Annotated in this window: 13 protein-coding genes; 2 read left to right on the top strand and 11 right to left on the bottom strand. The window is 31.9% G+C overall.

Annotated elements, in window-relative coordinates:
- Positions 1-83: 83 nt before the first annotated feature.
- From G8C43_RS05705 to G8C43_RS05690, 4 genes are all read right to left on the bottom strand, one after another.
- Positions 84-761, bottom strand: coding sequence for a LysE family translocator (locus G8C43_RS05705; protein ID WP_105296795.1), 678 nt, complete (start codon positions 759-761; stop codon positions 84-86).
- A gap of 225 nt (positions 762-986) precedes the next feature.
- The gene (locus G8C43_RS05700) at positions 987-3,395 is read right to left on the bottom strand and encodes a penicillin-binding protein 1A (protein ID WP_166004696.1); all 2,409 of its coding nucleotides are present in this window, start codon (positions 3,393-3,395) and stop codon (positions 987-989) included.
- A 21-nt stretch (positions 3,396-3,416) separates the two neighbouring features.
- Entirely contained in the window at positions 3,417-3,836 is a 420-nt protein-coding gene (locus G8C43_RS05695) for a gliding motility lipoprotein GldH (RefSeq protein ID WP_255448996.1), read from the bottom strand.
- 52 nt (positions 3,837-3,888) lie between these two features.
- The gene (locus G8C43_RS05690) at positions 3,889-5,118 is read right to left on the bottom strand and encodes a stage 0 sporulation family protein (protein ID WP_160541693.1); all 1,230 of its coding nucleotides are present in this window, start codon (positions 5,116-5,118) and stop codon (positions 3,889-3,891) included.
- A gap of 168 nt (positions 5,119-5,286) precedes the next feature.
- Here G8C43_RS05690 and G8C43_RS05685 point away from each other — a divergent pair, with 168 nt between their 5' ends.
- The gene (locus G8C43_RS05685; protein ID WP_160541694.1) at positions 5,287-5,901 is read left to right on the top strand and encodes a SprT-like domain-containing protein; all 615 of its coding nucleotides are present in this window, start codon (positions 5,287-5,289) and stop codon (positions 5,899-5,901) included.
- Complete coding sequence (locus G8C43_RS05680; protein WP_160541695.1) at positions 5,898-6,995, top strand: mannose-1-phosphate guanylyltransferase; 1,098 nt, start codon at positions 5,898-5,900, stop codon at positions 6,993-6,995. Before G8C43_RS05685 ends, G8C43_RS05680 begins: the two co-directional genes overlap by 4 nt.
- Before the next feature lie 14 nt (positions 6,996-7,009).
- On the opposite strand, the gene G8C43_RS05675 is transcribed toward G8C43_RS05680, so the two are convergent.
- The 7 genes from G8C43_RS05675 to ccoN all read right to left on the bottom strand — a co-directional run bounded on the left by G8C43_RS05675 (position 7,010) and on the right by ccoN (position 14,853).
- Positions 7,010-7,786: an ABC transporter ATP-binding protein gene (locus tag G8C43_RS05675; RefSeq protein WP_105296789.1), complete on the bottom strand. Its 777-nt coding sequence runs from the start codon at positions 7,784-7,786 to the stop codon at positions 7,010-7,012.
- Positions 7,787-7,789: 3 nt separating this feature from the next.
- Entirely contained in the window at positions 7,790-8,536 is a 747-nt protein-coding gene (locus tag G8C43_RS05670) for an MlaE family ABC transporter permease (protein ID WP_166004694.1), read from the bottom strand.
- Between the two features lie 65 nt (positions 8,537-8,601).
- Positions 8,602-9,333 (bottom strand): sulfite exporter TauE/SafE family protein, encoded by a 732-nt coding sequence (locus tag G8C43_RS05665; RefSeq protein ID WP_160541696.1) that lies wholly within the window; start codon positions 9,331-9,333, stop codon positions 8,602-8,604.
- The gene (locus G8C43_RS05660; protein ID WP_166004692.1) at positions 9,324-9,785 is read right to left on the bottom strand and encodes a FixH family protein; all 462 of its coding nucleotides are present in this window, start codon (positions 9,783-9,785) and stop codon (positions 9,324-9,326) included. The genes G8C43_RS05665 and G8C43_RS05660 overlap by 10 nt, the downstream gene beginning before the upstream one ends.
- A gap of 2 nt (positions 9,786-9,787) precedes the next feature.
- The gene (gene ccoG, locus G8C43_RS05655) at positions 9,788-11,248 is read right to left on the bottom strand and encodes a cytochrome c oxidase accessory protein CcoG (RefSeq protein ID WP_166004690.1); all 1,461 of its coding nucleotides are present in this window, start codon (positions 11,246-11,248) and stop codon (positions 9,788-9,790) included.
- Between the two features lie 159 nt (positions 11,249-11,407).
- Complete coding sequence (locus G8C43_RS05650) at positions 11,408-12,412, bottom strand: cbb3-type cytochrome c oxidase N-terminal domain-containing protein (protein WP_166004688.1); 1,005 nt, start codon at positions 12,410-12,412, stop codon at positions 11,408-11,410.
- Between the two features lie 209 nt (positions 12,413-12,621).
- The gene (gene ccoN / locus G8C43_RS05645) at positions 12,622-14,853 is read right to left on the bottom strand and encodes a cytochrome-c oxidase, cbb3-type subunit I (protein WP_166004686.1); all 2,232 of its coding nucleotides are present in this window, start codon (positions 14,851-14,853) and stop codon (positions 12,622-12,624) included.
- Positions 14,854-14,874: the final 21 nt, after the last annotated feature.

Genomic DNA, 14,874 nt, shown 5'->3' with positions numbered 1-14,874 from the left:
TTATTAATTTTATTTTCAGTATAGACAAAGCTAAAACTGAAAGGTTACATCGTAAGGTAAATAAGATGAGTTATTTTTTAGTGTTACTTTTTCTTTCGGAAGTTATTATTTTCGATTAATTCAAAAGGATTTTCTGTTTTAGTTTTTATAAAGCTTTTACCAAAGATAATAATGCCAAATACGATAAGGGCAATACCTACAATTTTTTTTATTTTGTAGGCAAGTTGATCGGTCAACTGGTGCTTAAACTTGGAAGCTAAAAATATTTTTAACATATCAACAGACACCATAGTAATTAATAAAATGGTTATGTATAAATAAAAATCGGAAGGTTTTGAATATTGTGCGGATATTAATACAACTGTTGTCAGCCAAAATACGATAACACCAATATTAACCAAATTAAGTAAAAAACCATTCATATAGGTTTTAAAATAATTGGTAGTCGCAATATTAGCATCTGTTTTAATATGCAAATTACCTTTTGAAAGAATATTGTATAATCCGTAAATAAAAATTACAAAACCGGCAATCATGTATACCGACGGATGTGTGTCTATAAACTTTAGTAAACCTTTACTACCTGTATGCGAAACATAAATACAAAGTATATCTGCAGAAATTACACCCGCTTCGAGAGCTATGGAAGGTTTTATACCTTTAGTAAGACTGGTTTCAATCAGAAGAAAAAATACGGGACCTATTAAAACAAGACTGAGAATTAGCCCAAGTAAAATTGCAGATGTGATTAGAGAAATCATTAAATTATTATAATAATTTGCAAGGTACGTAATTTTGTGTTAACATAATGTGACAGATATTAGTTAGATGAGATTATTTTATGGATTGTTTATCATGTTTATTTGAGTGCAATCCCTAATTTTTATCTCAAATACAAAAAAAATAAAAAAAATGCTCTTTATAATAATAAAGTTTATCAACTTATTTTTAATGTAAAATAAAGAGTGAATTAACTTTTTTATTATTTATTTATCAAAATTCACCGTATCTTTTTTTCTGGCATCTCGATTTATATTTTCCGTTTTATTAGAACCATGGTTTTCGTTCGATGAATTATTATAATACGTTCCATTCTCATCTGAAGAATAACTTCCGTCGTAAGCACCGTAAGAAGCCAAATCATCACAACTAAAATTGTCATTCATAGTTTCCGGTCTGGCAAATTTATCTTTTTGGGTTATTTCCAATTTAGGATCAGCATATATTTTTTGCATAAAATAGGCCCAAATAGGTAAAGCCATACTTGCTCCTTGACCAATGGAAGTTGATTCAAAATGCGCATATCTGTCTTCCCATCCAACCCATATGCCGGTAGCTAATTTAGGAGCAATTCCTATAAACCATCCGTCGGCATTTTTATTGGTCGTTCCTGTTTTACCTGCAATTTCAGCATCAATACCCATACTTCTGACTCTTCGACCTGTACCTTGATCAATTACCCCTTTCATTAATTCAATCATAGTGTAAGCGTATATTTCATTCATAACTTCTCTTACCTGTGGTTGATATTCTTTAATTACTTTATTGTTGCTGTCTTCAATACGCCAAACCATTTCAGGTTTGGTATAATTCCCAAAATTTGCAAAAGTGCTATAGGCTCCAACCATTTCATAAATGGTTAAGTCTGCAGATCCTAAGGCAATAGTATTGTTTCTGGGAATAGGACTTTCAACTCCTAAATCTCTGGCCATTTTTATAACTGCATCATATCCGGTAGCATCAATTAACCTTGCTGTTACCGCATTTTTGGAATAGGCAAGTGCTGTTTTTAAAGGCATAGAAGCGCCGTTACCGGCAACTGTCCATTTACCTTTGGTATAAGTTGCATTTGAAACTTGTGTACAAGGGGTGTAATTAAGGTTTTTAATGGCTGTGGCATATACAAAAGGTTTGAATGTAGAACCTACCTGTCTACGTGCTTGTTTAACATGATCGTATTGAAAATGTTTCCAATTGATTCCTCCAACCCATGCTTTTATATTTCCCGAATGAGGCTCCATTGCCATTAGTCCGGCTTGAATAATATGTTTATGATATCTTATAGAATCCCAAGGAGATAGTAAAGTATCTTTATCGCCTTTCCATGTGAAGATTTGTAAGTTGATTGGTTTTTTGAATTCCGTTACAATTTCCTCATCAGATAATCCCTTATTTTTCAGGTTTTTATACCTTCCGGTTCTTTTCATGGCATCTGTCATGAGTTTATTGTATAAAAAATCAATTTTAGGATCTCCCGGATAAGTGTAAAAAGGAGCATATTTCCTTTGTTTTTGCTCTCTGAAAAAAGATTTTTGAAGATTTTTTAAATGCTTTTCAATTGCTTCTTCAGCATATTTTTGCATTCTTGAATCTAGAGTTACATATATTTTTAGTCCGTCTTTATAAAGATTATATTTTTTTCCTGTTTGGTTTTCATAATCATTTAAAACGGCATTTACTTCCTTTTTTAACGCATGTTTAAAATAAGCGGAATATCCTTCGCCAATTTCTTTTACCGGTCTGTAGTTAAGCTCAATAGGGGTTTCTTTAATCGAATTGAATTCTGCTTTAGTAATGTAACCTTGGTCCTTCATCAAGCCCAAGACAACATTTCTTCTTTTTTTAGCATTTTCAGGATTAATTTTAGGATTGTTTACCACCGGATTTTCTAACATAGCTACCAATGTGGCACTTTGTGATAGATCCAAATCTTTAACATTTTTATTAAAATATACCTTGGATGCGGTTGCAATACCATTAGCATTAAATAAAAAATCGAATTTATTTAAATAAAGAGTTAAGATTTCATCTTTAGTATATAATTTTTCGAGTTGAACCGCGATTATAATTTCCTTTATTTTTTGGAAAGCTCGTTGAAATTTATTTTGCGATACCCCTTTGTAAGAAAAGTTACCCTCGTCATCATCTTTTTGCGTAAAAAGAAGTTTAGCTAACTGTTGGGTAATAGTACTACCACCCCCTCTTTTTCCACCATAAAAAACAGCCCTGAATAAAGCTTTTTTATCAACTCCTGAATGGTAAGGAAAACGTTCGTCTTCCTTAGACATTAAAGCATAAATAAGGTAGGGAGGTAAATCTTGATATTCTACCGGGATTCTTTTTTCTTTTTCAAACTTTTGAATTACAACACCATCTGCAGATATAATTTCAGAGGCAACAAATATATCCGGATTTTCCAAATCTCTAACATTGGGCATTTCTCCAAAAAAGCCATAAATCGTTAATAAGAAAAGTAAAGCAAATGATAAAATTCCGGCAAAAAATAATCCCCAAAACCATATAAAAAATTTTCTTATAAATTTTTTAGTGGTATTAGATTTATTTATTTTATTTATAGTATTGGTCTTATTCTTATTTTTATTTGTTAATGCCATAATATATATTCTATGGTAAGTTTATTCAATAGTTACTCCAAAGTCTACAATTCCTTTTAAAGTGTCTTTCCTCATTCCTTGAACAACGGAAAGTGTATAGTCCCCGTTTTTAGTAAATGAGAAATCTTTTTTATATTGAAAATAAATTTCTTTAATGGATCCCATGCCCGAACCAAGCCACTTTCCTGTTTTATCAGCTAATATATAATTTAAGGTATCGGTACTAATAACTTTTTTTCCTTCTTTTAATTTAATAAATAAATAGAGATTACTAAACTGATAATCCTCATTATTCCTTACTATAAAGTTTATATTTTTTTTGTCGGAAGCATTTTTAATGGTAAAATTAAAATTTAAAGTATCTTTTTTACTCCAAGAATTATTGATGCTTTTCATTTGTGAGTATTCATACTTATGATTACAATTTATGAAAAGAAGCATTGAGCAAAGAGATATAAAAAGAAATTTTTTCATTTAAAATTGTTCTAAAAAATTATTTAGGTTTTTTAGGAGTTCTTTTTTTGGGTTGATTTGAATTTGATTGAACGTTAGTATTAGTTTTAGCTTTTGGTTTAGGCTTTTCAGTTGTATTTTTTGAATTGGTTCGCTGTTGATTTTTATTTTTGGATTTCCGTTTAGTATTTGATTTCGATTTTTTTTCAAATCGATTCAAATTATTTTCTTCAATTAAATCAACTTTTAAATCTTCTTTTTCCTGAAGTTCATCTAATGGTTTAATAGTTACACCTTTTTTATTAAGTTCAACTAATTTTTTAACCTCATAAATATTTACAGGATACCAAGAAATAGAATTATCAGTATAAGTAAACCACATTTGATTTCTAAATACATCCACTTTAATGCAATATGCTTTTCCCTTTTCAGTTTCTAATACAGTTTGGCTGGAAGGAAAATCAGCTAAGGCATCCACATAGGTGTCTAATTCAAAATTAAGACAACATTTCAATTTACCACATTGTCCGGCTAATTTTTGCGGATTGATGGATAATTGTTGATATCTTGCCGCCGCAGTGTTAACAGATCTGAAATCTGTCAGCCAAGTAGAGCAACATAACTCTCGCCCACAGGATCCAATTCCTCCCACTTTGGCACTTTCCTGCCTGTAACCAATTTGCCGCATATCAATTTTTGAGCGAAAGGACATAGCATATTCCTTTATCAACTGTCTAAAATCTACTCTGCCTTCTGCCGTATAATATAAGGTAACTTTTGACCCATCACCTTGGAATTCTACATCACAAATTTTCATTTGAAGTCCCAAACTCCTGGCAATTTGTCTCGCATCAAGCATAACCGAGTGCTCTTTGTTTTTATAGTTTTGCCAAATTTCAATATCTTTTTGAGATGCTTTCCTATAAACTTTAAACAGTTCATCAATTTTAGCCTTTTTTTTCCTCATTTGGATTTTGACTAATTCTCCGGTTAAAGATACAATCCCTACATCATGTCCTGAATTAGCTTCCACAGCAACTATGTCGCCAATTGATAGGGGTAAATGAGAATCATTTAGGTAAAAATCTTTTCTATCGTCTTTAAATCGTACTTCAATATATTGGGGTTGATTTTTTTGAGTAGGGGGGTGTATGTCGGATAACCAATTGAATACAGAAAGTTTACTGTTGCAATTTCCAGTTCCACAAGCTCCATTATTTTTACATCCTTTAGGTAGTTCTCCCGAACTACAAGAACTGCATGTTTCCATATTTTGATATTAATCTAATTCACAAAGATAGATATTTTTAAAGTTATAAGTCTTAAAAATATTTTTTACAATTACCTTTCTTGAGAAAGGTATCTAGTCGTTATATTCCATTATTTAATATAAAAGGCTTACTTTTGAAGAAAATTTACAGAAATATTTAAAAATATAGTGGAAACTTCTAAAAAAGTAGATTATTCAAAATTAAATCCCCATATCCCAAAGGAAGCAATAGCTTATATTGAAAAATGGCTGGAACCATATTGGTTTCATTTGGTTATAAAAAAACCACGATCAACTAAATTAGGAGATTATAGAGTTCCACAAGAAGGTAATCCTCATATAATAACAGTAAATTCGGGTATGTTGAAATCGTTATGTTTTTTAACTTTAACCCATGAAATAGCGCATTTAAAAGCTTTTGATTTGTATTCCAGAAGAATTCAACCTCATGGTAAAGAGTGGAAAAAAACATTTTCTGAAATGATTTCTGAAAGTATTGATGTATATGAAGAAGAATTAAAAGTGATATTGAAAGTTTTTATGCAGAATCCCAAAGCAAGTTTTTATGCAGATAAAAAATTATCTGAATATTTTATAAGAAAGCAAGATCCGAATGCGTTGTTATTGAAAGATTTACATGTAAATGCTTTATTTAAAATTAATAATAAATTTTTTTATAAATTAAAGAAATCAAAAACTCGCTATATTTGCATTGAAAAAAATACAGGTAAAAGATATTTGATTGCGGAGAATGCTCCGGTTACTGAAATAAATGTTTTATGACAAAGAATAAGAATTATTATTGTGTAATTATGGCCGGAGGTATAGGTAGTCGTTTTTGGCCAATAAGTACCACAAAATTCCCAAAGCAGTTTCATGATATTTTAGGTACAGGGAAAACGTTAATTCAGCAAACATTTGAAAGATTAAGTAAAATTATCCTAAAAGAAAATATTTTTGTTATCACCAACCAAGAATACGTTGATCTTACATTGAGTCAATTACCCGATATTTCCAAAAACCAAATTATCGGTGAACCCAAAATGATGAATACAGCTGCCTGTAACATTTATATGGCAGAAAAAATCCATAAATTAAATCCGGATGCAAGTATTATCGTTGCTCCTTCAGATCACTTAATTATCAATGAAAATCAATTTGTTACTAATGTATTAAACGCTTTAAAACATGCTAGTCAAGATAATATATTGGTAACTTTAGGAATTGCTCCTACAAGACCAGACACCGGATACGGATATATTGAGTACGTTAAAGAAGGCAAAGAGGGACTTTACCAAGTGAAATCCTTTAAAGAAAAACCGAATCTTGAAACGGCTAAAGAGTTCTTAAAAAGTAAGAATTTTTTATGGAATTCAGGCATTTTTATCTGGTCAAGCCGAAGTATTCTAAGTTCTTATCAAAAATATCTTCCGGATATGTATCGATCTTTTGAATCTATAATCCCTGAATATAATACAGATAAAGAACCGGAGGCTGTAGAAAAAATTTATTCTAAAATTGAAAAAATTTCAATTGATTATGGCATTTTAGAGAAATCTGATAATGTTTGGGTAATTCCTTCTACTTTCGGATGGAGTGATTTAGGTACATGGAGTGCATTATATGAGAACTTTAATAAAAACGAAGAAGGAAATGCAGTACACGGCAACAATATTTATACATACGATACCAGTAATACCATCATAAAAACAGACCTTTCGAATAAAATATATATTATTGATGGACTCACGGATTTTATAATTGTGGATACTTCAGAAGCACTATTAGTATGTCCCCGAAATAATGACCAAAAAATTAAGGATTATTTAGAAAATATTAAAAAATTGGAAGAAAGTAAGAAATCTTCAAAAGAATAATATTTCTTCGTTTCTTACTTTTTATTATTTTGGTGATATAGCATGGCTTCACGAGCCATTTTAAATATTTTTGAAGAGAATACGAAATCTAATAAAGCTTGATTATCAGAAGTTACGATAGAGTTTTTATCTCCTTCCCATTCTTTAACTCCGTTTTTTAAGTAAACTATATTTTCACCTATTTCAAGAACAGAATTCATATCATGCGTATTTATAATAGTAGTTGTGTCGTATTCACGAGTAATCTCATGAATAAGTTTATCTATTATTTGAGAAGTCTGAGGGTCTAAACCTGAATTTGGTTCATCGCAAAATAAATATTTTGGATTATTAACAATAGCACGTGCAATAGCTACTCTTTTTTGCATTCCTCCGGAAATTTCAGATGGAAATTTCTTACGCGCATTTGTTAGATTTACTCGTTCTAATACTTGATCTACCCGTTCCCTCATATCTTTTTCAGATATATTTGCAAACATTTCAAGAGGAAATTTTACATTTTGTTCAACAGTCATGGAATCAAACAGGGCACTCCCTTGAAACACGGTTCCTATTTCGCTTCGTAAATTTTGCCTTTCAGAAACAGATAATTTGGATGCATCTGTATTTTCGTATAGAATTTGTCCGGAAGTAGGTTCAAATAAGCCAAGAAGACATTTAAGAAAAACAGTTTTTCCGGAACCACTTTGTCCGATAATTAAATTTGTTTTTCCTTTTTTAAAAGTAGTAGTAATCCCTTTAAGGACTTCTACTCCATCAAATGATTTAGTAACGTTTATTGCTGAAATCATTGTTTAATCTAGTAAAAGTTGAGTTAACATTAAATTTGTGATGATGATAAGGACTGTTGTCCATACAACAGCTGAAGTACTATTACGCCCAACTTCCAATGAACCACCTTTTACGGTATAACCATAATAAGAAGGTACTGTTGCTATGATAAAGGCAAATACGATAGTTTTTATAAAACAATAGTAAATAAAGAAATCAGGTGAGGCCATTTGAAGTCCTTGAACATAATCTACCGGGGCCCAGCTTCCTGAAAAACTTCCCGCAAAATAACCTCCCAGAATGCCCATCAAAAGGCTAATCATGATTAAGATTACATTAAAAAATAAAGAAGCAACCACTTTCGGAAGAATTAGATACGATGGGCTGTTTACTCCCATGATTTCCAAAGCATCAATCTGTTCGGTTACTCTCATAGTACCGATGCTCGATGCAATAAAAGAACCCACTTTTCCGGCTAATACAACACTAATTATTGTAGGGCAAAATTCCAGTATAAGAACCACTTTGGTAGCATATCCCACATAATAATCAGGAATAGGGAAAGAGGATGTCTTGAAATTATTATACATTTGAATGGCAACTACTGCACCCACAAAAAAAGAGGTGAAAGCAACCAAACCCACGGAATTAACTCCTAAATCATTTATTTCTCTAAGTAAATTTTTTCTGAAAATTTTTCTTTTTTGGGGTTTTTTAAAAACCCTTGCCATTAAGAAAGAATATGCTCCAATATTCGAAATCATCCCCATAATGGTGCGAAGTTACTATTTTTTTATTTTTAAAAAAAGAAAGATTATTTTTAAAGGAAACCGTTTTAATGGCAACAACTTTTCGCATGTGATCTTTGTTCCAATTTTAAAGCTTTATCTGAGGGGGACAATAGATGAATGCCTAGCCCCAATCCTCTTAGTATGAATAAAATACCTATTAAAACTATAAAATAAGGAAATATTTTTAGAATCTTAAATCTAACTTTAGCTCCAATAAATTTACCGGTTAATGTTGTTATGAACATGAAAGGAAATGTCCCTAATCCAAAAACGGCCATAAATAGCATACCTTGAATAATTCCACCGGCAGCAATCGAAGAAGTTAAAGCCACATAAACAGCTCCACAAGGAAGAAATCCATTAAGTACTCCGGTAAGAAATCGGGAAGTATTGTCTTTCCTTTGAAGAAATCTACCTAAAAATAGTTTAATTTTAATCATGAACTTATTTATCGGTCTGAAATTATCTCCTATTTCAGTGGTTTTTCCCGGTAATAGTACCATGAGAATTAATAGAATACCGGCAAAGATAGATATGTATTTTTGATATCCGGCTATATTAAAGCTTTTACCCACAATTCCTAAAATGCCTCCTAATAAAGAATAAGTGGTTATTCTTCCCAATTGATATAAAATATTCTGTGTATAGAATTTAAATTTATTAGTAGCATCCAACCCGATGGAAAAAGCGATCGGGCCGCACATTCCTATGCAATGAAATCCCCCCAATAATCCTAAACTAAGTGCTGTATATAAGTAAACGATATCTAATTCCATGTTAACGGTATTTCCATCTGATAGTTAGTTTTTTCTTTTTCCCAATATAATTTTAATGTATAATTTCCTTTTACTAAAACTTTAGACGGAATTAATATGGTATTAGAAGGAGATAAATCAAGTTCTTTCTTGTTAATATCTAAAGCTTGAGAATTGGCTCTGAAAAGTTTAAATTTTCCGGTGGTATTAGTATAATTAAATTCTTTTGGAAAGATTATTTTAATGCCGGATTCAGGTAATATTTCAATTTTAGGTTTTTCTTGTAATAAAGCAGCATGGTTGGTAGCATCAATCTCTTTTTGATAATTTATTTCTTCTTCATAATAATTATCTGTTACCAGGTCAAAAGTATTCTTTGAAAATTCAATGGTGAATATCAATGTACAAATAAATATAATAAAGCAGGCAAGTGCTAAAATAACCCCGTGCCCCCAAGTAAATTTAAATTTCATAATTAAAATCGGATTTTAGACGGACCAATAAAATTAGTTTTATACTCATCTACTTTTTTACCATTTTCGTCAAAGATACCAATAATTACTTCTTCTTTGGTTTTAATTAAATCAGACTGAGGAATTTTAATAGTGGCTGTACCTTTGAGAGTTTGTTTAGGTTGTATGATAAATTGTGTACCATATCCTACTAAAGTTATACTTGCATGATTGGGTTTAAGTATTTTTACGTTTAGTTTTTTCTTTTCTGTAGTTTTATTAGTAAATATAAATTGATATTCATCAACAACCAATTGTTCTTCGATAGTAAACTGAGTACCTACAATTTTTAAAAATTTGGTTTCCACACTTGATCTAATGAACAATAATGATATACAAACCGATGTCAAAACCAATAAAGCTATGGTGTAGGCAATTAGTCTCGGAGTAAATTTGAAATCCGTTCTTTTTTCAATCATATTTTCCGAAGCGTACCTAATTAGACCTGTTGGCATTTTCATTCGGGTCATTACCATATCACAAGCATCAATACAAGCAGTACAGTTCACGCACTCCAATTGACTTCCGTTTCTTATATCAATACCCGTTGGACAAACTTCAACACATTGTTTACAATCTATACAATCACCTTTTCCTAAAGCTTTTCTGTCTTCATTTTTCCTCCAACTTGCTCTCCCGGCAGTACCTTCTCCTCTCACGAAATCATAAGCAATATTTATCGTGTCTTTATCAATTAGTACCCCTTGAAGTCTGCCATATGGACAAACAAAAGTACAGGCTTGTTCTCTGAACCAAGCAAATACAAAATAAAATAAAGTGGTAAATATGATATATACTATAAATACTGTGACATTTTTTGAAAAACCTTCTTTAAAAATTTTTAGTATCTCATCGGTGCCTAAAACGTAGGAAAATAATACAGCACATATTAGTAAAGAAACAATTAAAAAGATGGACCATTTTAAAATTCTTTTTTTAATTTTTTGGCCGTTCCATTCTTGTTTGTCGAGGCGAATTTGCATATTTCTGTCTCCATCGATAAGAAATTCAATTTTCCTGAAAACATGTTCCATAAATATAGTTTGTGGACATATCCAACCGCAAAAAATTCTCCCATAAGTCACGGTAAATACAATGATGAAAACTGTGGTTGTCACTAAACCTATACCAAAAAGATAGAAATCGGATGGGGAAAAATAAGCTCCGAATATATAGAATTGCCTGTTTAATATATCAAATAGGAAAATAGGATTTCCATTGATTTTAACAAATGGAAATATAAACAAAATGATGAGAAGGAATGCACTGACTATATCTCTGTATTTTGTGAATTTGCCATGAGGCTTTCGGACATAAACCCATTTTCTTTCTCCTGATACGTCTGCAGTAGCAAGGTTCTCTCTGAATTCTTCCTTTTGTTGTTCAAGGTCAGGAATTTTTTTATCCTCCGTTTCCTGAGACATAATGTTTTGTTTATTTAGTTAATTATTAAGTTTAATATCTATAATTATACTTTGTTTCTTTAAATTATACATTTATAAAAAAGAGTAAAATTATATTTAAAAAGCAAAAGTCTGTTAATCTTCAATTGAAACTAAACAGACTTTTATATAATTTTTATTTTACTTCTCTGAGTTTGATGAGTTTTGCGTATTTGCAGCCGGGGGAGTTGTTTCGGTTGGTGCTTCAGCTGTACCGGATCCCCCTTTATATGCTTTGGACCAAGGGGCTAAATTACCTTGAGGTTCTTTGGCGGTTTTATCTACTGAACGGCCTTCAGAATCTTTAGGGGAATTTTTATTAAGTTGGTACAAGTAACTTGCCACTTTAACAATATCATTTCCTTTTATTTCTCCGGTCGCTCCGAATGCTCTCATGGTAGGATTATTTTTACTACCGTTCCATACTGTATAAAAAATATTTTTAAATTCAGAGTCTTCTTTTGCATTATTGTATTCTTCTTGAATATTAATCCAATAATCATCCGTTTGGTTAGGTCCGGAAAGTCCTTTAGCTCCCTCGCCATGACAAGTTTTACAAATTTGTTCATAAATTACCTTTCCATCTGCTACTGCATCCGGATTAAATTGAGCAGTTTCTATAGTGGCTTGAGGAGCTATCTTTTCATATTCGGCAATTTCAGCCATCTGAGTTTTATATTCTTCTTCATATTCAACATCCGGATGCGCAAAACTTGTAAATGCATAGGAAAAAAGATACACAACACCGTAAGTGATAGTTACGGCAAATAAACCTATATACCATCTAGGCAATTGATTATCCAATTCTTTTATATTGTCATACCCATGATCTATTAATTTAATCTCACCGGTTTCTTCTGCTTTGCTTTGTTTGAATGCGTCTCTCCAAAGTCGAGTTAAATAAGGGGTTTTTAAAAGTTCTAAATAGTCCTTTTTTTCACTGTCAGAGAGTAACTTAAATTTTTCAGCATCTATTAAAGCATTTAAAGAATTGTTAATAAGTAATAACACAAAAGAAATGGCAATAGTGGCTAAAAATATAGGATTTGTGATGAAATCAAAGTTTTGCAAGAACATGTAAAATGCACCGGTAATTAAAAATACCGATAAGATAGCATTTATGACAAAGGGTGTTCTAGGTTTCATATGATCATTTAGTATTTATATTATTAGTTCTTTTTTCATTATCCTCCAAGGGTAGATTGCTCATATCGTTATAGTAATTTTTTGGTTTGTTCATTACCATAAAAGTTACTCCAAGAAAAAATAAGACAAAAAGCAGAAGAGCTAAGCTTTGATAAATTATGGCATTATCTACTCCTGCAATTATTTTATTATAAAATTTGAGCATTTTTCTAATTATTTGCCGTTTCTACCTGTGTTTTTTTGATATCAACACCAAGTCTTTGTAAATAAGCAATTATAGCTACAATTTCCCTTTTTTCCAATGGAACAAAGTTAGCACCCTCAGCCTTTGCAGAGGCATCAAAACCGGCCTTATAGTCGGGTCTGTCTGTAAATATACTGGCTGCAATTTCTTTTGCTTGAGCCTCCATATTTGATTTATAATTGTCAATATCCTTTTGTTCGTAAGGAACATTGAACCAATTTTTCATTAATTCTAACTTTTCTTTAGTTTTGGAGACATTTAATTCGTTATAAATTAACCACGGATATCTAGGCATAATGGATCCGGGAGAAGTTTCTCTAGGGTCGAATAAGTGTGTAAAATGCCATGAATCCGGATTTTTTCCTCCTTCTCTGTGTAAATCAGGTCCGGTTCTTTTAGATCCCCAAAGGAAAGGTCTATCGTATACGTATTCTCCTGCTTTAGAATATTCTCCGTATCGAACTACTTCATCTCTAAAAGGACGTATCATTTGGGAATGACAGGCATTACAACCCTCACGGATGTATAAGTCTCGTCCTTCCAATTCTAAAGGGGTATAGGGTTTTACACTTGTTATTTGAGGTATATTGGATTTAACGAATATGGTTGGTAAAATTTCCACGGCTCCACCAACTGCCAAAGCAATTATTGCTAAAACAGAGAAGAATAGAGGCATTCTTTCTAACCAGGAATGCGTTTTTTCATTCGGGCCTTTTGCCGGAGAAACATGTAAAGCAGGAGCTTCTGCCTCTTCGTTAGCTATAAATGTACCTTTTCTAACAGTTGCAATAATGTTTATAACTAATAATATAGCTCCTGAAAGATAAAGTACCCCTCCAATAAATCTAAATATAAAGAAATATCTTAGCGATGTAACGGTTTCAAGGAAATTCTTTGTAACAAGAGTTCCATCCGGATTAAATTGTTTCCACATTAAGCCTTGAGTAAAACCACTCATGTACATAGGGATAACATATAAGATGATTCCCATAGTTCCTAACCAAAAATGCCAGTTGGCTAATTTTACAGAATATAGATTGGTTTTATATATTCTTGGGATGATATAATAAATAACTCCAAAAATGATGAAACCGTTCCATCCTAAAGCTCCTAAATGCACGTGTCCTATAACCCAATCGGTAAAATGTCCGATTTTGTTTAATGTTTTAGTAGCCAATAAAGGGCCTTCAAATGTAGCCATACCGTAGCAAGTTACTGCCACAACAAACATTTTAAGAATAGGATCTTCTCGTACTTTGTCCCATGCACCTCGTAGGGTTAATAACCCGTTAAGCATACCTCCCCAAGAAGGTGCTATTAACATGATGGAAAATGCGGTTCCCAGCATTTGTGCCCATGCAGGTAAAGAGGTATATAATAGGTGGTGAGGACCGGCCCACATGTAGACAAATATTAAGGACCAAAAGTGTATAATAGATAATTTGTAAGAAAAAACCGGTCTATTGGCAGCTTTAGGTAAATAATAATACATTAATCCTAAGATAGGAGTAGTCAAGAAGAATGCTACTGCATTGTGGCCGAACCACCATTGCACCATGGCATCTTGAACTCCTGAATATATAGAGTAACTTTTTGCTCGTAAAATATTTGAATCTAATGGGATTGCCAAGTTATTAAATACCCACAACAAGGTAATTCCACCCCAAGTAGCTATAAAAAACCAAATGGCAACATACATATGACTGATTCTTCTTTTAGCAATGGTAATAAACATGTTCAATCCGAATAATATCCAGATAATGGCTACCATAATATCAATCGGCCATTCATGCTCTGCATATTCTTTGGATGTATTGATTCCCATTAAGAAGGTAATTACTACAGAAACGATAATTAATTGCCATCCCCAAAAATGAATCCAACTTAACAGATCATTGGTTCGAGATTTTAATAATCGCTGGGTAGCATAATAAAACCCTGTAAAAAATCCATTACCTACAAACGCATAAATAACGGCACTGGTGTGAAGCATTCTCAATCTTCCATATCCCAAAAAGCCTTGAGATCTGGCTAAATCGGCTCCTTCAGTACCAAAGAAAAATTCAGGTAATGTCGGTATGAATAATAATGAGGCTACAGTAAGTCCGACTATAAAACCAACAATACCCCAAAGTATAGTGGCATAGGCAAACGCTTTTGTAATTTTATTATCATATGAAAATTTTTGTGTTTCCATTGGTGTTATGTAGTTACTTTA

Origin of the sequence: Apibacter sp. B2966 (assembly GCF_011082485.1) — a bacterium.
GTDB lineage: Bacteria > Bacteroidota > Bacteroidia > Flavobacteriales > Weeksellaceae > Apibacter.
The sequence above is the reverse complement of the archived record's forward strand: the minus strand, read 5'-3'. Positions and strand labels throughout refer to the sequence as shown.